Consider the following 20,642-nt stretch of genomic DNA (forward strand, 5'->3'; position numbering starts at 1 on the left):
GTCCAGCGTAGCCCGGGAAGGCTCAATCCGTGCAGCCGGTACGGGAATTCAGCTTCCCGGACGGCCTCCGCCGCGGATGTGCCCGTCACCGGTGACGATGTACTTCGTCGAGGTGAGCTCGGGGAGCCCCATCGGCCCGCGGGCGTGCAACTTCTGCGTGGAGATGCCGATCTCGGCTCCGAAGCCGAACTGGCTGCCGTCGGTGAACCGCGTCGAGGCGTTGACCGCGACCGTCGTCGCGTCCACCAGCTGGGTGAAGCGCCGGGCGGCCGCCTGCGACGTGGTGACGATCGCCTCGGTGTGCCCGGAGGTCCACAGCCGGATGTGCCGTACGGCGGCGTCCAGGTCGTCCATCACCGCGGCCGCGATGTCGTACGACAGATACTCCGTCTCCCAGTCCTCGACGGTCGCGGGCACGACGGTCGCCGGGCTGCCCTCCGCCAGCGCGAGCACCCGCTCGCAGCCGTGGACGGTCACGCCCGCCTCGGCGAGCGCGGCGAGGGCGCGCGGCATGAACTCCGCCGCGATGTCCTGGTGGACGAGCAGCGTCTCGGCCGCGTTGCACACACTGGGGCGCTGCGCCTTGGAGTTGACGAGGATGTCCACGGCCATGTCGATGTCGGCGTCGGCGTCCACATAGACATGGCAGTTGCCGGTGCCCGTCTCGATGACCGGGACGGTGGACTCCTCCACGACCGTACGGATCAACGAAGCGCCGCCGCGCGGGATCAGCACATCGACCATGCCCCGGGCGCGCATCAGCTCCCGCACGGACTCCCGGCTCTCGCCCGGGACCAGCTGCACGGCGTCGGCCGGCAGTCCGGCGCCGCCCACGGCGTCGCGCAGGACGCGCACGAGGGCGGTGTTGGAGGCGTAGGCGGAGGAAGAGCCGCGCAGCAGCACGGCGTTGCCGGACTTCAGGCAGAGGGCGGCGGCGTCCACGGTGACGTTGGGCCGCGCCTCGTAGATGATGCCGACGACACCCAGCGGGACACGCACCTGACGCAGGTCGATGCCGTTGGGGAGGGTGGAGCCGCGCACGACCTCGCCGACGGGGTCGGGCAGCGCCACGACGTCCCGCACGTCCTTGGCGATGGCCCGCACCCGCTCGGGGGTGAGGGTCAGCCGGTCGATCACGGTCTCGCTGGTGCCGGCGGCGCGGGCCTTCTCGACGTCCTCGGCGTTGGCCTCGACGATCTCCTTGGTGCGCACCTCCAGCGCGTCGGCGATCGCCAGCAGCGCCTCGTCCTTCACCGAGCGCGGCAGTGGCGCCAGGTCGGCGGCCGCGGCGCGGGCACGGTAGGCCGCGCGCAGCACCGGGGACTGCGGCATGGGGTCGGCGAGGGGGGAGGGGAAAACGCTGCTCATGGCTCGCAGCCTAGCCGCGTCGCGCGCCCGGGCCACCATGCATTCCGGACTGCGGACGGCACGCGGGCCCCGCGGCGCCCGGAACGCGGCGCCCCAGGAGGCCCTTCAGAAGGGGTGCACGCCCACCGGGGTGGCCGGCAGCGGGCCGTAGCCCTCCGCGATGCGCTGGTGGTACGTCCCCCGGTCGATGACCTCCAGGCCGACGATCTCCCACGGCGGGAGCCGGGCGGACGAGCGGTGCTCGCCCCACAGCCGCAGCGCGACGGCCGCCGCGTCGTGCAGGTCGCGCGCCTCCTCCCAGTAGCGGATCTCGGCGTGGTCGTTGGCGTAGCGGCTGGTCAGCAGGAACGGGTGGTCGTGCGCGAGCTGTTCGAGGCCCCGGCGGACCTCGGCGAGCGGCGCCTCGGCCCCCGAGACGCTCAGGGTGATGTGCCACAGCCGCGACACCTCGCCCTCACGCTCCGCGGCCAGGGCCCCGCCCTCCCGCTGTTCGCCCTCCGTGCTCCCGCGTGGCCCCTCCACGGCGTCCCCCGTGCCGACGCTGGTCAGGGTGCGCTCCGCCGTCCCTCGGGGCATGGCCCCTGGGCGCCCTCGTCTCACCGGCGGCCTCCTGTTGATCGCTGCTCCGCGCGCATACGGCGGAGCCGTGTCGTGCTGCTCTCGCTGCGCCCTGTGTTCGATGCCGGGAGCCGCCTGCCCGTGACGGTCCCCGCAACAAAGTTGACCAGCCTCCGGGCGGCCGCGTGGCGGTTTTCCGGAAGGTCCCCATGGAAAGGCTGGACCGATCGTGACTTCTCGTCCCTGTATGACGCCCGTCAGCGGCGCAGCACGACCAGGTCGTCCCGGTGCACGACCTCCCGCTCGTAGCCGGGACCCAGCTCCTTGGCCAGGTCACGGGTGGAACGGCCCAGCAGCTGCGGGATCTCCGCCGCGTCGAAGGCGACCAGCCCGCGGGCCACGGCCCGGCCCGCGGCGTCCCGCAGCTCGACCGGGTCGCCCGCGCTGAATTCACCCTCGACGGCCGCGATGCCGGCGGGCAGCAAGGACGCGCTGCCCTCGATCACGGCCCGCACGGCGCCGTCGTCGAGGGTGAGCGCCCCGCGCGGCGCGGAGGCGTGCGCGAGCCACAGCAGGCGGTCGGTGGAGCGGCGGCCGGTGCGGTGGAAGAAGGTGCCGGTCGGCCGCCCGGCCAGGGCGTCGGCGGCCTGGCTGGCGGAGGTGAGCACCACGGGCACGCCGGCCGCGGCCGCGATCCGGGCCGCCTCGACCTTGGTGACCATGCCGCCGGTGCCGACGCCCGCCTTGCCCGCGCTGCCGATCGAGATGCCTTCGAGGTCGGCGGGGCCGCTGACCTCCGCGATGCGCGAGGTGCCCGGGGTGCTGGGGTCTCCGTCGTACAGCCCGTCGACGTCCGACAGCAGGATCAGCAGATCGGCCCGTACGAGGTGGGCGACGAGGGCGGCGAGCCGGTCGTTGTCGCCGAAGCGGATCTCGTCCGTGGCCACGGTGTCGTTCTCGTTGACGACCGGCACCGCGCCCATCGCCAGCAACTGGTCGAGGGTGCGGTAGGCGTTGCGGTAGTGCGCGCGGCGGCTGGTGTCGTCCGTGGTGAGCAGCACCTGGCCGACGCGGCGGCCGTAGCGCGCGAAGGACGCCGTGTAACGGGCCACGAGGAGGCCCTGGCCGACGCTGGCGGCCGCCTGCTGGCGGGCCAGGTCGCGCGGGCGCCGGTCGAGCCCCAGGGGCGCGAGCCCGGCGGCGATGGCGCCGGAGGAGACCAGCACTATCTCCTTCTCCACGCCGGCCTTGGCCAGCGTGTCGACGAGTGCGTCAACGCGGTCGGCGTCGAGCCCCCCGCCCGCGGTGGTGAGTGACGAGGATCCCACCTTGACCACGATCCTGCGGGCGCCGGTCACCTCCGCCCGCGCCGCCGCCGCTGCCCCCGTACTCGCCCCTGCCCCTGTCACGTCCGCACACCTCTAGTGATCGCCGGTCCTGTGGTGACTGCTCCGGCACGCAAATCTACCGTCTGAGGATTGTGGTCGTTCGGCCCTGTTTTGCGATGATTGCCATCAGCGAAGATTGCCCCTGGACCAGCGACCGTCATACGGTCGGTGGTCGACCGTTGTCCTCCTCCCCTGGCCGACCGCCCGGAGGAGCCCCGCGGTCCCCCGCGTTCCCCGTCCTTCCCCGCCCGCCTGCCAGGAGCCCGCCCAGTGCCTTCTGCCGGAACCGCCTCGCGCCGAGCCCTCCAGCTCGTGGCGCTGCTCGCGATGCTGGTGTTCTTCGCCGCCCAGCTCGTCGGGGCGCTGCTGCCCCTCGTGCCGCTCCTGATCGCCGCCTCGGCGGCGGGCCTCGCGCTCGACCTCTACCTCCAGCACCGCGACCCCGGTCTGGTCGCCGTCCTCGGCAAGATCCGCTTCGACGTCATGGTGCGGCAGCTGCTGCGCGACATGATGGTGCTGATCGGACTGCTGCGGCTGCACGGCGACGGCTCGCTGCGCGACTACGCCCCGGTCTTCGTCGGCCTCGTGCTCTTCTACGCCGCGCACCTCGCCTGCCAGGCCACCGCGCTGCTGGTCCGCCGCAGCCGCACGCTGCCGTTCCTGACCCGGAACGTCGACACGACGGGCCTGCGCCTGTCCGCCGCCCCGCCGCGCCTGCTGGCCCGCCAGCACGGCCGCCGGCTGCTGCGCTTCGCCGTCCCCGCCACCGCGGGCCTGCTGGTGACCGCCGCCACCGAGAAGCCCCTGTGGGGCGAGATCGGCGTCGGCGTCGCCCTCCTGCTGGCCCTGGGCGGCACCGCCTGGCTGGCCAGCTGGCTGCGCCCGAAGAAGCGCATCGCGAACGACCAGCAGGCGCTGGAGTGGCTGGACCGCTGGCTCGCCGACTACAAGCCCACCGTCGGCATGTACTTCTCCGGCGGCACGAGCTCCGCCTACCAGGCCAACATGTGGCTCTCCACGCTCGCCGCGCTGGACGGCAACCCGGTCATCGTGCTCCGCGAGCGCTTCATGGTGCAGAAGATCGACGCCACCGACGTGCCGATCGTGTGCATCCCCAAGGTCGTCCACCTGATGGCCCTGGAGAAGTCCTCGCTGAAGATGATGCTGCACCCGGCGAACTCCGGTAAGACCTCGCAGGTGCTGCGCATGCCGTCCATCAAGCACGCCTTCACCAACCACGGCGAGAGCGACAAGCTCTCCAGCTGCAACCCGTACTCCAAGGCCTACGACGAGATCTGGGTCGCCGGGCCCGCCGCCCGCGAGCGCTACCAGCTCGCCGACATCGGTGTCGACGACCGCGACGTGGTCGAGGTCGGCCGCCCCCAGCTGGCGCCGATCCAGCCGTACGCCGGGGCACCCGCCACGCCGTACACCACCGTGCTCTACGCCCCCACCTGGGAGGGCTGGGACGGCCAGCCAGGCAACACCTCGGTCATGCTCGCCGGCGAGAACATCGTCCGCGCGCTGCTGGCCGACCCCGCGGTGCGGCTGCTCTACAAGCCGCACCCGATGACCGGCTCCGTCGACCCGCGCGCCGGGCGCGCCAACGAGCGCATCCAGGCCATGATCCGCGAGGCCAACGCCAAGCGCGGCGGGGAGAGGCCCGGCCCCGAGGCGGCCGCCGAGCTGGCGCGCCGCACGGCCGAGCTGGACCGGCTCACCACCAGCACCTTCCGGGACAGCGCCGACGAGGTCGAGCGCATGATGCTCCAGGGCACGCCCGAGAAGGGGCGCGCCGCGACCGTGGAGGCCGCGACGGCCGCCTGGGAGGCCGCGTACTGGGCCTCGCTGCCGGTCTGGGAGCACCAGATCATCACCGGACCGCGCCCGGCGCTCTACGCCTGCTTCAACCAGTCCGACCTGCTGATCAGCGATGTCTCCAGCGTGGTCTCGGACTACCTGATCAGCGAGAAGCCGTACGCCGTGGCGAACACCAGCGGGATGGCCGAGGAGGAGTTCCGGGCCGCGTTCCCGACGGTGAGCGCGGCGACGATCCTCACGCCGGAGGCGACCGAGGTGCCGGGGCTGCTCGCCGCGGTCCGCGATCCCCGCCTGGACGGCTTCGCCGCGGCGCGCGCCGAGCTCAAGGTCCAGCTGCTGGGCCCGTCCGACCCGCCGTCGCTGGTCCGCTTCAACGCCGCGGCGCTCTCGCTCGCGGCGGAGGCCGACGCGCGACGTGAGCGCATGGAAGCGCGCGCGTCGGAGATCCCGCCGCAGCGGGCGGACGAGACGGCGTCGGTCTGACGTCAGGTCGCACGAAAGCGCCGGGTGGGCTGGAAGTTCCAGCCCACCCGGCGCTTTCGCGTGCCCGCATCCTCCAGCCCGTCCCCGGATCAGGCCCGTCGGGCCTCTGCGACGCGGACGCGAAAGCGCCGGGCAGGCACACAGCCTGCCCGGCGCTCAAGGGCGATCAGCGAGCCGCGCCCGGAAGACGGGCGGCGGCCTGCTCCCCGCCGGTCAGAAGGGGTTGAAGCCGTCGAACTCGCGCTGCGCCTCGTCCCGTTCGGCCTCGCGCTCGCGGCGGCGCGTGGCGGCCGGTCGCGGGGCCTCCAGGCGGTGGTCCTCGCCACGGCGGCCGAGCATCTCGGCGCCCGCCATCATCGTCGGCTCCCAGTCGAAGACGACCGCGTTGTCCTCGGCACCGATGGCCACGCCGTCGCCCGCGCGCGCGCCGGCCTTCAGCAACTCGTCCTCGACACCGAGGCGGTTGAGGCGGTCCGCCAGATAGCCGACGGCCTCGTCGTTGTTGAAGTCGGTCTGGCGCACCCAGCGCTCCGGCTTCTCGCCGCGCACGCGGTAGATGCCGTCGTCCTCCAGCGTGACCGTGAAGCCCGCGTCGTCCACGGCCTTCGGGCGGATGACGATGCGGGTCGCCTCCTCCTTCGGCTTCGCGGCGCGCGCGGCGGAGATGATGCCGGCCAGCGCGAAGGAGAGCTCCTTCAGGCCCGTACGGGCCACGGCGGAGACCTCGAAGACCTGGTAGCCGCGGGCCTCCAGGTCGGGGCGGATCATGTCGGCCAGGTCCTGGCCGTCCGGGATGTCGATCTTGTTGAGGACGACGATGCGCGGCCGGTCGTCGAGACCGCCGTACTGCGCCAGCTCCGCCTCGATGACGTCCAGGTCGGAGACCGGGTCGCGGTCGGACTCCAGGGTCGCGGTGTCCAGCACGTGCACGAGGACCGAGCAGCGCTCGACGTGCCGCAGGAATTCGAGGCCGAGGCCCTTGCCCTGGCTGGCGCCCGGGATCAGGCCCGGGACGTCGGCGATGGTGTAGACGGTCGAACCGGCCGTGACCACGCCCAGGTTCGGGACCAGCGTCGTGAAGGGGTAGTCCGCGATCTTCGGCTTGGCGGCGGAGAGCACCGAGATCAGCGAGGACTTGCCCGCGCTCGGGTAGCCGACCAGTGCCACGTCGGCGACGGTCTTGAGCTCCATGACGATGTCACGGGACTCGCCGGGCTCGCCGAGCAGCGCGAAGCCGGGGGCCTTGCGGCGGGCAGAGGCCAGCGCCGCGTTGCCCAGGCCGCCACGGCCGCCCTGGCCGGCGATGAAGGTGGTGCCCTGGCCGACCAGGTCGGCGAGGACGTTGCCGTCCTTGTCCAGGACGACGGTGCCGTCCGGCACGGGCAGGACGAGGTCCTGGCCGTCCTTGCCGGAGCGGTTGTCGCCGGCGCCCGGCTGGCCGTTGGTGGCCTTGCGGTGGGGGCTGTGGTGGTAGTCGAGGAGCGTGGTGACCGACTGGTCCACGACCAGGATCACGTCGCCGCCACGGCCGCCGTTGCCGCCGTCCGGGCCGCCGAGCGGCTTGAACTTCTCACGGTGTACGGAGGCGCAGCCGTGGCCTCCGTTACCCGCGGCGACATGCAGCTCGACGCGGTCCACGAAGGTGGTCATTGCGGTTGCCTCCAGATACGTACGGGGATGTCTCTGTACTAACACGCCGAGGGCGGACCGGCTTCCCCGTCAGGAAAAGCGGCCCGCCCTCGGAAAGGTGCTCTGTGTCGCGCCGAAAGGCTGATTACTCAGCGATCGGGACGATGTTCACGACCTTGCGACCACGGTGGGTGCCGAACTGCACCGCACCGGCGGCCAGCGCGAACAGGGTGTCGTCGCCACCGCGACCGACGCCCGCGCCCGGGTGGAAGTGGGTGCCGCGCTGGCGGACCAGGATCTCACCGGCGTTGACGGCCTGGCCGCCGAAGCGCTTGACGCCGAGCCGCTGAGCGTTGGAGTCGCGACCGTTCCGAGTGGACGATGCGCCCTTCTTGTGTGCCATGTGTTCTCAGTCCCTTACTTCGCAGCCGTGGGGATGCCGGTGACCTTGATCGCCGTGTACTGCTGGCGGTGACCAATGCGCTTGCGGTAGCCGGTCTTGTTCTTGTACTTCAGGATGTCGATCTTGGCACCCTTGTGGTGGTCCACAATCTCGGCCTGGACCTTGATCCCGGCCAGCACCCACGGGTCGCTGGTGACGGACTCGCCGTCGACCACGAGCAGCGTGGAGAGCTCGACGGAGTCGCCCACCTTGCCGTCGGAAATCTTGTCAACCTCGACGATGTCGCCGACAGCAACCTTGTGCTGGCGACCACCGCTACGCACGATTGCGTACACGCGGATCTCACTCTCTCGCTGGTAATCGGGACCTCTGATGCCAGCCGCTCGCGTGGGCACGAAGCCCGCGCATATCCGAAGGGACGAGCGGCCTCTCCCGGAATTCACCGGGAGGGATTTGCTCAGGGGTTGGCGTACAGACGCCGAAGGCAAGGTTACGGGGCCCTGCCCAAGGGGTCAAACCGGGCTCCGGCCCCGGGCCGCCGCTCCGCGGAGCGGCCGTCCGGGCGGAACACCGGGCCGGGTCCCCGGGTGTCTGGCGGCCGGATTCCGGCCGCCAGACACCCGGGAAAGACCCGCCGGCCTATTCCTCGGCGGAAGCCGCGGCCGGGGCCGTGGCGGCCTTCTTGGCCGTCTTCTTCGCCGGGGCCTTCTTCGCCGCCGTCTTGGTGGCCGTCTTCTTGGCCGTGGTCTTCTTGGCGGTCGTCGTCTTCTTGGCCGCCGCCTTCTTGGTGGCGGTGGCCTTCTTCGCCGGGGCCTTCTTGGCGGCCGTCTTACGGGCCGTCTTCTTGGCCGGCGCCGGGGCCTTTTCGGCCTCGGTTTCCACGGCCTCGGACTGCGCCGCCTCGGTCTCCGCGGCCGGCTCGACGACGGCCTCCAGCTCCACCAGGGCCGGCTCGGGCTCCGGCTCGGCGGCCAGGGCGGCGGGCGCGGTCACGACGACCACGGCCGCTTCCTCGGCAGCCGTGGGCGAGCCCGCCGGGGCGGACGCCCTGCGGGTGACCCGGCGGCGCGGCCGGGCGGGAGCGGCCGGAGCCGCCTCCACCGGGGCCTCGGGCGCGGGCTCCACGACGGGCTCGGCCTCGGCGACCGGCTCGGCCACCACCGGCGGCGCGACCGGCTCGGGGGCCGGCGCGGTCTCCACGACGATCTCCGGCTCGGCGGCCTTCGGCGAACCCGCCGGGGCGGTCGCCTTGCGGGTCGCCCGGCGGCGCGTACGGCCACCGCGCGAACCGGCGGCGGCGCGCGCCTCGGCCGGGCTGCCGAACCACTCCTCGTCCCCGCCGACCGACGGCTGGAGTTCCGCCTCGGTCACCGTGACGGGCTCCAGCTCGGGCTCCTCGTGGACGGCCTCGGCCTCGGCCTCTACCGGCTCGGCGGCCTCCGCCTGCACGTGCTCGTGCTCGTGCGGCTGGCCCTTGCCCTTCTTCTTGGCGCGCTTGCCGCCACCGCCACCGCCGATGGACGTGGGCTGGTCCATGTGGACGATCACGCCGCGGCCGTTGCAGTGCACGCAGGACTCGGAGAACGACTCCAGCAGGCCCTGGCCGACCCGCTTGCGGGTCATCTGCACCAGACCCAGCGAGGTCACCTCGGCGACCTGGTGCTTGGTGCGGTCACGGCCCAGGCACTCCAGCAGGCGCCGCAGCACGAGGTCGCGGTTGGCCTCCAGCACCATGTCGATGAAGTCGATCACCACGATGCCGCCGAGGTCGCGCAGCCGCAGCTGGCGCACGATCTCCTCGGCCGCCTCGAGGTTGTTCTTGGTGACCGTCTCCTCGAGGTTGCCGCCCTGACCGGTGAACTTGCCGGTGTTGACGTCGACCACGACCATCGCCTCGGTCCGGTCGATCACGAGCGAACCGCCGCTCGGCAGCCAGACCTTGCGGTCCAGCGCCTTCATCAGCTGCTCGTCGATCCGGTACGTGGCGAAGACGTCGACGTCCGACGTCCACTTCTGCAGCCGGTCGGTGAGGTCCGGGGCGACGTGCGAGACATAGCCGTGGATGGTCTCCCAGGCGCCGTCGCCGCTGACGATGACCTTGGAGAAGTCCTCGTTGAAGATGTCGCGCACGACGCGGACGGTCATGTCCGGCTCGCCGTAGAGCAGGGTCGGGGCGTTGCCGCTCTTCGCCTTCTTCTGGATCTCTTCCCACTGCGCCTGGAGGCGCTGCACGTCACGCGCCAGCTCGTCCTCGCTCGCGCCCTCGGCGGCCGTACGGACGATGACGCCCGCGTCCTCGGGGACGATCTTCTTGAGGATCTGCTTCAGGCGCGCGCGCTCGGTGTCGGGCAGCTTGCGGCTGATGCCGGTCATCGAGCCCTCGGGCACATACACGAGGTAGCGGCCCGGCAGCGAGACCTGGCTGGTCAGGCGGGCACCCTTGTGGCCGATCGGGTCCTTGGTGACCTGCACGAGCACGGACTGGCCGGACTTCAGCGCGGTCTCGATGCGGCGCGGGCCGCTGCCCATGCCGAGCGCCTCGAAGTTGACCTCACCGGCGTAGAGCACGGCGTTGCGGCCCTTGCCGATGTCGACGAAGGCGGCCTCCATGGACGGCAGGACGTTCTGGACCTTGCCCAGGTAGACGTTGCCGACGTAGCTGGTGGCCTGCTCCTTGTTGACGTAGTGCTCGACGAGGACGTTGTCCTCCAGCACGCCGATCTGGGTGCGCTCACCGCTCTGGCGCACGACCATCACGCGCTCGACGGCCTCACGGCGGGCCAGGAACTCGGCCTCAGTGATGATCGGCACGCGGCGGCGGCCCTGCTCACGGCCCTCACGGCGGCGCTGCTTCTTCGCCTCCATGCGGGTGGAGCCCTTGATGGACTGCACCTCGTCGAAGCCGGTGCCGAGCTCGCGCTCCTCGCGCTTGCGGGGCTCGCGGACCTTCACGACCGTACGCTCCGGGTCGCCCTCGACCGCCTCGGCCTCGGCGGCGTCGCCACTGCGGCGACGGCGACGGCGGCGACGGCGGCTGCCCGCGGAACCGGCGCCCGGCTCCTCGCCGTACGCCTCCTCCTGCTCCTCCTCGGCGGCCTCGGCCTCCTGCTCGGCCTCGGCGGACTCCTCGTCGGCGGGCTCGGCCTCGGGCTCCCCGGCCTCACCGCGGCGGCGGCGACGGCCACCCCGGCGGCGACGGCGCGAGGGGCGGTCCGACTCCTCCTCGTCGTGGGCGGCCTCGGGCTCCTCGGCGTCCTCGACCTCGGGCTCCTCGGCGACGGTGGACACCGTCTCCTCCACCACGGCCTGCTCGGCCTCGGCGGGCTCGCCACGACGGCGGCGGCGACGGCGGCCGGCCGGGGCGGCCTCGGCGGCACGCTCGGCCTGCTCCGCCTCGGGCTCCTCCGCCGGCACGGCGACGGCGGCGGCCGCCGCGGCGGTCTCCGGCGTCTGGAACATCGGCTCGGTGAAGACCGGCGCCTGGAAGACGGCGCTCGGCGGGCGCACGGCGCGGCGACGGCCACGCGCGGGAGCCTCGGCGGGCTCCGCCGGGGTCTCGGTGGCGGCTTCCCGCGCACGGCTCTCGGCCTTGGCGGCCTCCAGCGCGGCGGCGGCGGCCTCGGCGTCACCGGTGGCGACCTGGCGGCGGCCACGCGTACGGGCCGGGGCGGCCTCGGCGGCCTCCTCGGCACCGGCGCGGCGGCGCGTGCGGCGGCCACGGGTCTCGGCGACCGGCGCCTCCTCCTCGGCCGGAGCCTCCTCGACGGGCGCCTCGACCGCCTGCGGGGAACCGGCCGGGGCGGTGGCCTTGCGGGTGGCGCGACGGCGCGTACGGGGCGCGGGGGCCGGGGTCTCCTCGACGGCCTCCAGCTCCTCCTCGTCCTCGTCCTCCGCCAGGGCGGCGGGGGCGACGGGCGCGGCCGGCTCGACCACGGTCTCCGCGGTCTGCGGGGAACCGGCCGGAGCGGTGGCCTTGCGGGTGGCGCGGCGACGCGTACGGGCCGGCGGCGCGGCCTCGGCGGCGGGCGCCTCGGGCTCGGCGGCCTCGGCCTGGGTCTCGGCGGGCTCGGCCGTCACGGGCGTCTCGGCGGCCGTCTCGGCCTGCTGCGGGGCACCGGCGGGCGCGCTGGCCCTGCGGGTGGCGCGACGGCGCGTACGGGCCGGCTTGGCGGCCTCGGCGGCCTCGGGCTCGGCGGCCACGGCGGCGGGGGCCTCGGGGGTCTCCTCGGCGACCGGCTCGGCCGTCCGGGGGGCGCCCGCAGGGGCCGTCGCCTTGCGCGTGGCACGGCGGCGGGGGCGGGCGGGGGTGGCCGGCGCTTCGGCGGCGGCCGGGGCCTCGGCGGCGGGCGCCGGGGCCGCCGGCTGCGCCTCGGCGGCGGGGACCGTCACGGGCTGTGCGGTCGTGTCCCCGGCCGACGGCGGGCCGGCGGGGCGGGACGCCGCACGGCGGCGGCGTCGCGGCGGCAGCGTGTCTCCAGGACCGCTGTCGGAGTGGTTGGCGGGCTCAATGGGTTCGTCGAGCATGCGGGCGGTTCTCCCGTCACGCTCCCGGGCGCCGCGCCTTGGTCCGTCCCGGCGGTCCGCGTGATGTGCGCGGTACCGCCGTCCGGGGCGCGGTCGCCGCACGGGAGCTGTCGTCTCGCTCGCCGGGTCCGAAACGTCGGCACCGGCGAAAGTCTCCTGGTCAGTGCGCCTGCCGGACCCGGGTGGCTCCCTGGTGGACCGGCGGCGCGGCGACGGCCGTCCTTACACAGAACCTTCCGGCACCTGCGCGGCACCGGCGCTCTGTCCGGCGGCCGTGGTTACTGCGGCCGGGGAAGCGTCGCGGTCGGGCGCGAGCGGGTCGGTCACCGTGCCGGACTCCTCATCGAGCAGCCCCTGCGCCAGCCTGGTCACCGCAGCGGGGACCGGCGGCGCCAGGTCGGCCGTAGCGCGGAGACCGGACAGGACGTCGTCGGGTCGAACGGCAGGTGTCAAATGCCGAACAACCAGCCGCAGTATCGCACAGGGACCGTCGCCGGGCCTATCGGCCGGAGCGTCGAGGGCCTCGAGCCGGACGACCGCGGCGCGGGTGTCGAAGGTGCGCAACCCATTTTTCGTGCGGCGCTGGACCTCGACGGTCTCCGCCGCGAGGAAGGCCGCCACGGCCCGCTGGACCTCCGCGACCTCCACGCCGTCCAGCCGCAGCTCCCATACGGATGCCTCGAGCCGGTCGGCGAAGGAGGAGGTGTGCGCCTCCACCGCGTCCGTGATGTCGAGCCCGTCCGGCAGCGACTCGTCGAGCAGCTTGCGCAGCTCCTGCGGGTCGCGGGCCTCGGCGAGCTGGATCTCCAGGAACTCGGCCTCACTGCCCGTGCCGGTGGGTGCGGCATTGGCGTACGACACCTTGGGGTGCGGGGTGAAACCGGCCGAGTACGCCATGGGGACCTCGGCGCGGCGCAGGGCCCGCTCGAAGGCGCGCTGGAAATCGCGGTGGCTGGTGAACCGAAGGCGGCCGCGCTTGGTGTAGCGCAGGCGAATGCGCTGCACCACGGGTGCGGGCGGCGGGCCTTCGGGCTGTCGCTTGCCCAGTGTTCTGTCCTTCGTGAGTGCGGTCGTACTGCTACCTAGAGTACGTGTCTCGGGGAAGGACGCGTCCTGGCGGGTCAGGACTCGTCGGTGACGAGGATGTCCTTGTCGTTGAAGACCTCGACGACGAAGACCAGCAGCCGGCCCAGGCTCACGGTGTACTCGACGAGGACGTTCTGCGTCAGCCGGATGGTGCGGTCGTCGCCGGTGGCGCTCATGGGACGGGAGAGCTCGGTGAAGGGGTCACGGGCCAGCAGCGCGATGCCCTTGTCGAACGCGGCACGCTGCTGATCGTCCAGCCGGTCACGGCGGAAGGCGGCCTGCTCCGTGAAGTGAACCTGGTACGTCGGCGTCACGTCGCCTCCCCTTCACCCGCGGCCGCGCGGGAGAGCATGGGCTCTCCCGCGCGGCTCACGTTATTACTTGACCACCGTCAGCGGCAGCAGCTTCTTGCCCGTGGGGCCGATCTGGATGCTCGTGTCCATCTGCGGGCAGACGCCGCAGTCGAAGCACGGGGTCCAGCGGCAGTCCTCGACCTCGGTCTCGTCGAGGGCGTCCTGCCAGTCCTCCCAGAGCCAGTCCTTGTCGAGACCGGAGTCCAGGTGGTCCCAGGGCAGGACCTCCTCGTAGGTGCGCTCGCGCGTGGTGTACCAGGCGACGTCGACGCCCTGCGGCGGCAGCGTCTGCTCGGCGCACTTGATCCAGCGGTCGTACGAGAAGTGCTCGCGCCAGCCGTCGAAGCGGCCGCCCGATTCGTAGACCGCGCGGATGACGGCGCCGACGCGGCGGTCACCGCGGGAGAGCAGGCCCTCGATGATGCCGGGCTTGCCGTCGTGGTAGCGGAAGCCGATCGAACGGCCGTACTTCTTGTCGCCGCGGATCTTGTCGCGCAGCTTCTCCAGCCGGGCGTCGGTCTCCTCGGCGGAGAGCTGCGGCGCCCACTGGAACGGCGTGTGCGGCTTGGGCACGAAGCCGCCGATGGAGACGGTGCAGCGGATGTCGTTCTGGCCGGAGACCTTGCGGCCCTCGGCGATGACGTTGACCGCCATGTCACCGATCTGGAGGACGTCCTCGTCGGTCTCGGTGGGCAGGCCGCACATGAAGTACAGCTTCACCTGGCGCCAGCCGTTGCCGTACGCGGTGGAGACCGTGCGGATCAGGTCCTCCTCCGAGACCATCTTGTTGATGACCTTGCGCATGCGCTCGGAGCCGCCCTCGGGGGCGAAGGTGAGGCCGGACCGGCGGCCGTTGCGGGTGAGCTCGTTGGCGAGGTCGACGTTGAAGGCGTCCACGCGGGTCGACGGCAGGGAGAGGCCGATCTTGTCCTCGGTGTAGCGGTCGGCGAGCCCCTTGGCGATGTCACCGATCTCGGTGTGGTCCGCGGAGGACAGCGACAGCAGGCCGACCTCCTCGAAGCCGGTCGCCTTCAGGCCCTTGTCGACCATCTCGCCGATACCGGTGATGCTCCGCTCCCGCACGGGGCGCGTGATCATGCCGGCCTGGCAGAAGCGGCAACCGCGGGTGCAGCCGCGGAAGATCTCCACCGACATGCGCTCGTGCACGGTCTCGGCGAGCGGGACGAGCGGCTGCTTGGGGTAGGGCCACTCGTCGAGGTCCATCACGGTGTGCTTGGACACGCGCCACGGCACGCCGGAGTGGTTGGGCACGACACGGGCGATCCGGCCGTCGGCCAGATACTCCACGTCGTAGAAGCGCGGGACGTAGACGCCGCCGGTCCTGGCCAGGCGCAGCAGCACCTCGTCGCGGCCGCCGGGGCGGCCCTCGGCCTTCCACGCCCGGATGATGTCGGTGATCTCCAGCACGGCCTGCTCGCCGTCGCCGATCACCGCGCAGTCGATGAACTCCGCGATCGGCTCGGGGTTGAAGGCCGCGTGGCCGCCGGCGAGGACGATCGGGTGGTCGACGGTGCGGTCGGCCGCGTCGAGCGGGATGCCGGCGAGGTCGAGGGCGGTGAGCATGTTGGTGTAGCCGAGCTCGGTGGAGAAGCTCAGGCCGAAGACGTCGAACGCGCCGACGGGCCGGTGGCTGTCCACGGTGAACTGCGGGACCTTGTGCTCGCGCATCAGCGCCTCGAGGTCCGGCCACACGCTGTACGTGCGCTCGGCGAGGACGCCCTCGCGCTCGTTGAGGACCTCGTAAAGGATCATGACGCCCTGGTTGGGCAGCCCGACCTCGTAGGCGTCGGGGTACATGAGCGCCCAGCGGACGTCCGTGGACTCCCAGGGCTTGACCGTGGAATTGAGCTCTCCACCGACGTACTGGATCGGCTTCTGCACATGCGGGAGCAGAGCTTCGAGCTGCGGGAAGACCGATTCGGCAGACATACCCGAGACCTTCGTGAGCTGACAGGGGTGACCCTCAAGGCTAACGCAGCCGAGGTCACGCCCTTGCACGGCGGATTTCCGCGGTCCGGGCGGGGCGTCAGCGCGGCAGTGCCTCGCGGTGGCGCTTGCGGGACGCCTTCCGCCAGAGCTCCGGCAGTTCCCGCTCGTCGTCGGCAGCCCGCCGCTCCTCCCGGCCGTACAGGAGTCCGAGGGTGAAGGTGCTCTCCCCCGCCGCGTGGGCCTGGGCCGCCATGGTGCGCAGGGCGGCGCGGGCCATGACGCTGTCCTGGTGGTCGCCGAGCAGGCTCTGTACGGACTTCATGCGTGCCGCGAACCGTTTCGCCGGCTTCCCGAGCGCGGGCCGCGCCGCCTCCGCGGCGTAGCGGGCGCGCTTGGCGGCCTTGCGGGCGTCGTGCAGGACGGCGTCGCGCTCCGGGCCCGGCGCGGTGGCCAGGGCGCGCTCGACGCGGGAGGCGAGGCGTCCGTAGTCCCGCAGGACGGCCCGGGCCAGCACCTCGCGAGGCGGGCGGGCGGCCGCGGGGCGCAGGGGCGGGTCGGCGAGCAGGGCGTCGAGGGTGTCGAGCAGGGTGAGATAGCGGTCGCTGTCGAGGAGGGCCGCGAGGCGCTTGCGGGAGCCCTTGTGGCGGCCCGCCGCGGCCACGCGGAGCCGGGCGGCGACGGGGCCGAGGACGAGCGTGCCGTCCACCTCGGCGAGCCGGTCCGCGAGGCGTTCGGCGAGCACTTCGCGGTCGCGGTCGACGCCGAGCTCGGTGGCGAGCCACTTCAGTTCGGCGCCGACGGGGTCGGTGGCCTTCCGGTCGAGAACCTTGCCGTACGTCCGGAAGGCGCTGCGGAGCCGCCTGGTGGCGACCCGCATCTGGTGGACGGAGTCCTCGGCGCGGCCGCGGACGGCGGGGTCGAGGGCGAGGAGGGCGTCGGTCTGTTCGCGGACGTAGGCGAGCACGTGGTCGCCGGCGGTGGGCGCGGTGGGCTTCTTCGCATTGCTGTCCTTGGCCTTGCCGTCCTTGGCCTCGCGCGGCGCGGGGTCGGTCTCGGCCAGGGCCCGGACCAGCTTGGAGGGGGCCTTCGAGGGGCGCAGCCCGGCCTTGCGCAGGCGCCGCTCGACGGTGTCGAGGAAGGCCGGGTCGGTCCCCTCGCCGAGCTCCACCTCGACCTCCGTCCAGCAGGCGGAGCGGCCGTCCCGGGTGAGCCGGTCGGCGGTGACCGTGTCCTCGCTCGCCTCGGCGAGGAGGGTGCCGTCGTCGTCGAGGAGGTGGTGGACCGTGCGGCGGGAGACGATGCGCACGATCGGGGCGAGCTCGGCGTGGCGGATCCTGGCGCGCACGAGGTCGGTGAGTTCCCGTGGGACGGCCGGGGTGAGGGGCGCGCGGATCTCGTCGCGCTCCCCGGGGCCGACGGGGAGTTTGAGGTGCCAGCCCGCGTCGTTCCCGCCGGTGCGGCGGCGGAGGGTGATGTGGGCGCCGGTGAGGCGCCGGTCCTTCGTGTCGTAGTAGACGGCGTCGAGCCGCTGTGTCCCCTCGCGGGTGACGGTCGCCGCGAGGCGGCTCAGATCGGGCAGCCGGGCCGGCTTCGCGCCCCGGCCTTCGTACTTCCGCTCGATCTCTCGCACGGTGTCCGCCATAGGGCGAATCTAGTCCGCGTCCGGCCCGATGTGCAGGGCGCGAGGGGAGTCCGACCGGATCCGAACGCCCACGATGGCCGTGCCCTACGCGGACACGGGTCTCTCGACCTTGATCGACTGAAGCAGGCCGATGGCGATCCACGCGGCGAACATCGACGATCCGCCGTACGAGACGAAGGGCAGCGGCAGTCCCGTCACCGGCATGATCCCGAGGGTCATCCCGATGTTCTCGAACGCCTGGAAGGCGAACCAGGCGATTATCCCGGCCGCGACGATCGCGCCGTAGAGCTCCGTCGTCTCGCGGGCGATCCGGCAGGCGCGCCAGAGCACGACACCGACGAGGAAGATGATCGCGCCCGCGCCGACGAAGCCCAGCTCCTCGCCGGCGACGGTGAAGATGAAGTCGGTCTGCTGCTCGGGCACGAACTGGCCGGTGGTCTGGGAGCCGTGGAAGAGCCCGGAGCCGGTGAGGCCGCCGGAGCCGATCGCGATGCGGGCCTGGTTGGTGTTGTAGCCGACGCCGGAGGGGTCGAGGGCGGGGTTGGCGAAGGCGGCGAAGCGGTTGATCTGGTACTCGTCCAGCACGCCGAGCTGCCAGATGAGGACGCAGCCGAGGACGCCCGCCCCGAGCAGGCCGGCGATCCAGCGGTTGGAGGCGCCGGAGGCGAGCAGCACGGCGAGCACGATCACCACCAGCACCATCACGGAGCCGAGGTCGGGCATCAGGAGGATGATCAGGACCGGCAGGGCGGCGAGGCCGAGCGCCTGCAGGACGGTGCGGTGGTCGGGGTGCGGCTTCTCGCCTCCGTCGACCTTCGCGGCCAGCAGCATCGCCATGCCGAGCGTGATGGTGATCTTGGTGAACTCGGAGGGCTGGAGGGAGAAGCCGCCGCCCAGCTGGATCCAGGAGCGGGCGCCGTTGATGGTCGCGCCCAGCGGGGTGAGCACGGCGGCGGTGAGCAGCACGGAGACGCCGTAGAGGATGGGGACGGCGCCGCGCAGGGCGCGGTGGCCGACCCAGACCGCGCCGACGGCGAGGGCGAGCCCGATGCCGGTGTTGAGGATGTTGCGGAGCAGGAAGTAGTACGGATCGCCGTGGGTGAGCTCCTTGCGGCCGCGGGTGGCGGAGTAGACCAGCAGGGTGCTGATGCCCGAGAGGGCGAGCGCGGCGAGCAGCATGACCCAGTCGAGGCGGCGCACGACGGAGTCGCGGGCGGTGAGCGTGCCCCAGACGCCGCGCTCGGGGGTGTAGCGGCGGATCCTGTAGCCGCCGGTGGTGGTCATTGCTGCTGGTCCTCCTTCCGGGCGGGCGGGGAGGGCGCGTCGATCTTCTGGGCCTCGATCGTGCCGTCCTTCTCGATCTTGGGGAGTCCGCTCTCGGGGTGCGGCAGCAGGGCCTTGCCCGGGTCGATCTTGCCCTTCTCGTCGACGCCGTAGAGGGCGTTGTAGATGTTGCGCACCGCGGGGCCGGAGGCGCCGGAGCCGGTGCCGCCCTGGGAGATCGTCATGACGACGGTGTAGTCCTGCGTGTACGTCGCGAACCACGAGGTGGTCTGCTTGCCGTAGACCTCGGCGGTGCCGGTCTTGGCGTGCATCGGGATGTCCTTCTGCGGCCAGCCCTCGAAGCGCCAGGCGGCGCTGCCCTGGGTGGCGACGCCGGCGAGCGCGGCGTCGAGCTGGTCGCGGGTCTTCCTGTCGAACGGCAGCTTGCCGTGGGCCGTGGGCGCGATCTCCTGGATGTGCTTGCCGTCGGCGCTGACGATCGCCTTGCCGATGGTGGGGTTGTAGAGCGTGCCGCCGTTGCTGATGCCCGCGTAGATGGTGGCCATCTGGATGGGCGTGACGAGGGTGTCGCCCTGGCCGATGGAGTAGTTGACCGAGTCACCGGCGCGCATCCGCATGCCGGACTCGCAGTTCTCCTTGGCGATCTTCGCGGCGTAGTCGTCGCTGTTGCCGCCCTGCTTGCACCAGGTGTCCTTGTTGGCCTCCCAGTAGTTCTTCTTCCACTCGCGGTCCGGGACGCGGCCCTTGACCTCGTTGGGGAGATCGATGCCGGTCTCCTTGCCGAGGCCGAAGTCGTGGGCGGTGCGGTAGAACCAGTCCGCCGGGTGCTTGGGGTTGTTGCCGCCGTCCTTCTGCCACTGGCGGTAGGCCAGGTCGTAGAAGACGGTGTCGCAGGAGACCTCCAGCGCCCGGCCGAGGTTGATCGGGCCGTAGCCCTTGGACTCGAAGTTCTTGAAGACCTGGTTGCCGATGCTGTACGAGCTGGAGCAGTTGTAGTTGCCGTTGAAGTCGTATCCGGCCTTGACCGCGGCGGTGGCGGAGATGACCTTGAAGATCGAGCCGGGTGCCGCCTGGCCCTGGATGGCCCGGTTGAGCAGGGGGTAGTCCGAGTCCTTGCCGGTGAGCTGCTTGTAGTCCTTGGCGGAGATACCGCCGACCCAGGCGTTGGGGTCGTAGGTGGGGTTGGAGGCCATGGCCACGACCCGGCCGGTCTTGGACTCCATCACCACGACGGCGCCCGCGTCGGCCTTGTAGTTGACGCCGGTGTTGCGGTCGAGCTCCTTGCGGGCGTCCTTCATCGCCTGGTTCAGCTCGCGTTCCGCTATGGCCTGCACGCGGGCGTCGATGCTGGTGACGATGTTGGCGCCGGGCACGGCCTTGTCGCTCTTGGCCTTGCCGATGACGCGGCCGAGGTTGTCGACCTCGTAGCGGGTGACGCCCGCCTTGCCGCGCAGCTGGGTGTCGTACTGCCGTTCGAGCCCGGAGCGGCCGACCTGGTCGGAGCGGAGCAGCGGGGCGGGGCCGGACTTGGTCTTGCTGATCTCGTCGTCGGTGACGGGCGAGAGATAGCCGAGCACCTGGGCGGTGTTGGAACCGCCGGGCCCGGCGTAGCGGCGTACGGCCGTGGGCTCGGCGGTGACGCCGGGGAAGTCCTCGGCGCGCTCACGGATCTGCAGGGCCTGCTGGGTGGTGGCCTGGTCGGTGATGGGGATGGGCTGATAGGGCGAGCCGGCCCAGCAGGGCTTGGGGGTCTTGGCGTCGCACAGCCGCACCTTGGCGGCGACCTCCTCGGGCCTGAGGCCGAGGACACCGGCGAGCCGGGCGAGTACGGCCTTGCCGCGGTCGGGCATCTTCAGCAGGTCGGTGCGGTTGGCGGAGACCACGAGGCGGGTCTCGTTGTCGGCCAGCGGCACGCCGCGGGCGTCCAGTATCGAGCCGCGGGTGGCGGGGGCGACGACCTGCTGGATGTGGTTGTCGGCGGCCTCGGCGGTGTACTGGTCGCCGTTGCGGATCTGGAGGTACCAGAGGCGGCCGCCGAGGGTGAGCAGGAGGGAGACGACGAGGATCTGGATGGTGATGAGGCGGATGGTGACGCGCGAAGTGCGCCCGCTCTCGGGAATGTTGCTCATGACGCCCCCTCGTTCGTCGCTCCG

14 protein-coding genes are annotated in these 20,642 nt (G+C 72.3%); 1 reads left to right on the top strand and 13 read right to left on the bottom strand.

Going from position 1 to position 20,642, the window contains the following annotated elements; genetic code table 11:
• Nucleotides 1-48: 48 nt before the first annotated feature.
• From ACZ4A5_RS03460 to proB, 3 genes are all read right to left on the bottom strand, one after another.
• Nucleotides 49-1,368 carry a glutamate-5-semialdehyde dehydrogenase gene (locus ACZ4A5_RS03460; protein WP_467577968.1) on the bottom strand — a complete coding sequence of 440 codons (1,320 nt, stop codon included), beginning with the start codon at nt 1,366-1,368 and terminating at the stop codon, nt 49-51.
• Between the two features lie 105 nt (nt 1,369-1,473).
• Nucleotides 1,474-1,968, bottom strand: coding sequence for a hypothetical protein (locus ACZ4A5_RS03465; RefSeq protein WP_467577970.1), 495 nt, complete (start codon nt 1,966-1,968; stop codon nt 1,474-1,476).
• A 215-nt stretch (nt 1,969-2,183) separates the two neighbouring features.
• Nucleotides 2,184-3,284 (bottom strand): glutamate 5-kinase, encoded by a 1,101-nt coding sequence (gene proB / locus ACZ4A5_RS03470; protein WP_467578154.1) that lies wholly within the window; start codon nt 3,282-3,284, stop codon nt 2,184-2,186.
• 300 nt (nt 3,285-3,584) lie between these two features.
• Between proB and ACZ4A5_RS03475 the strand changes: the two genes are divergently transcribed.
• A complete protein-coding gene (locus tag ACZ4A5_RS03475) occupies nt 3,585-5,618 on the top strand; it encodes a hypothetical protein (RefSeq protein ID WP_467577973.1) in 2,034 nt (677 codons plus the stop codon).
• Nucleotides 5,619-5,831: 213 nt separating this feature from the next.
• On the opposite strand, the gene obgE is transcribed toward ACZ4A5_RS03475, so the two are convergent.
• From obgE to mrdA, 10 genes are all read right to left on the bottom strand, one after another.
• Nucleotides 5,832-7,268, bottom strand: a complete 1,437-nt coding sequence (gene obgE, locus ACZ4A5_RS03480; RefSeq protein ID WP_398868549.1) for a GTPase ObgE — start codon at nt 7,266-7,268, stop codon at nt 5,832-5,834.
• Between the two features lie 124 nt (nt 7,269-7,392).
• Entirely contained in the window at nt 7,393-7,650 is a 258-nt protein-coding gene (rpmA, locus tag ACZ4A5_RS03485; RefSeq protein WP_361535646.1) for a 50S ribosomal protein L27, read from the bottom strand.
• Nucleotides 7,651-7,664: 14 nt separating this feature from the next.
• A complete protein-coding gene (gene rplU / locus ACZ4A5_RS03490; RefSeq protein WP_087928145.1) occupies nt 7,665-7,985 on the bottom strand; it encodes a 50S ribosomal protein L21 in 321 nt (106 codons plus the stop codon).
• 304 nt (nt 7,986-8,289) lie between these two features.
• The gene (locus ACZ4A5_RS03495; RefSeq protein ID WP_467577978.1) at nt 8,290-12,174 is read right to left on the bottom strand and encodes an Rne/Rng family ribonuclease; all 3,885 of its coding nucleotides are present in this window, start codon (nt 12,172-12,174) and stop codon (nt 8,290-8,292) included.
• 222 nt (nt 12,175-12,396) lie between these two features.
• Complete coding sequence (locus ACZ4A5_RS03500) at nt 12,397-13,179, bottom strand: TIGR03936 family radical SAM-associated protein (protein WP_467578156.1); 783 nt, start codon at nt 13,177-13,179, stop codon at nt 12,397-12,399.
• A gap of 116 nt (nt 13,180-13,295) precedes the next feature.
• Nucleotides 13,296-13,574: a type II toxin-antitoxin system RelE family toxin gene (locus ACZ4A5_RS03505; RefSeq protein WP_467577981.1), complete on the bottom strand. Its 279-nt coding sequence runs from the start codon at nt 13,572-13,574 to the stop codon at nt 13,296-13,298.
• 63 nt (nt 13,575-13,637) lie between these two features.
• Complete coding sequence (locus ACZ4A5_RS03510) at nt 13,638-15,563, bottom strand: TIGR03960 family B12-binding radical SAM protein (protein WP_398868545.1); 1,926 nt, start codon at nt 15,561-15,563, stop codon at nt 13,638-13,640.
• Nucleotides 15,564-15,660: 97 nt separating this feature from the next.
• On the bottom strand, nt 15,661-17,205 hold the full coding sequence (locus ACZ4A5_RS03515; protein ID WP_467577984.1) for a CYTH and CHAD domain-containing protein: 1,545 nt from the start codon (nt 17,203-17,205) through the stop codon (nt 15,661-15,663).
• 84 nt (nt 17,206-17,289) lie between these two features.
• The gene (gene rodA / locus ACZ4A5_RS03520) at nt 17,290-18,489 is read right to left on the bottom strand and encodes a rod shape-determining protein RodA (RefSeq protein ID WP_467577987.1); all 1,200 of its coding nucleotides are present in this window, start codon (nt 18,487-18,489) and stop codon (nt 17,290-17,292) included.
• Entirely contained in the window at nt 18,486-20,618 is a 2,133-nt protein-coding gene (mrdA, locus tag ACZ4A5_RS03525) for a penicillin-binding protein 2 (protein ID WP_467577989.1), read from the bottom strand. Before mrdA ends, rodA begins: the two co-directional genes overlap by 4 nt.
• Nucleotides 20,619-20,642 lie beyond the last annotated feature (24 nt).

It is taken from the genome of Streptomyces sp. NPDC025618 (genome assembly GCF_055558795.1).

Excerpts from the sequence above, each read along its gene's own strand:
- mrdA (WP_467577989.1), bottom strand. The coding sequence starts at position 20,618 with ATGAGCAACATTCCCGAGAGCGGGCGCACTTCGCGCGTCACCATCCGC.
- rodA (WP_467577987.1), bottom strand. The coding sequence starts at position 18,489 with ATGACCACCACCGGCGGCTACAGGATCCGCCGCTACACCCCCGAGCGC.
- ACZ4A5_RS03515 (WP_467577984.1), bottom strand. The coding sequence starts at position 17,205 with ATGGCGGACACCGTGCGAGAGATCGAGCGGAAGTACGAAGGCCGGGGC.
- obgE (WP_398868549.1), bottom strand. The coding sequence starts at position 7,268 with ATGACCACCTTCGTGGACCGCGTCGAGCTGCATGTCGCCGCGGGTAAC.
- ACZ4A5_RS03460 (WP_467577968.1), bottom strand. The coding sequence starts at position 1,368 with ATGAGCAGCGTTTTCCCCTCCCCCCTCGCCGACCCCATGCCGCAGTCC.
- ACZ4A5_RS03510 (WP_398868545.1), bottom strand. The coding sequence starts at position 15,563 with ATGTCTGCCGAATCGGTCTTCCCGCAGCTCGAAGCTCTGCTCCCGCAT.
- ACZ4A5_RS03495 (WP_467577978.1), bottom strand. The coding sequence starts at position 12,174 with ATGCTCGACGAACCCATTGAGCCCGCCAACCACTCCGACAGCGGTCCT.
- rpmA (WP_361535646.1), bottom strand. The coding sequence starts at position 7,650 with ATGGCACACAAGAAGGGCGCATCGTCCACTCGGAACGGTCGCGACTCC.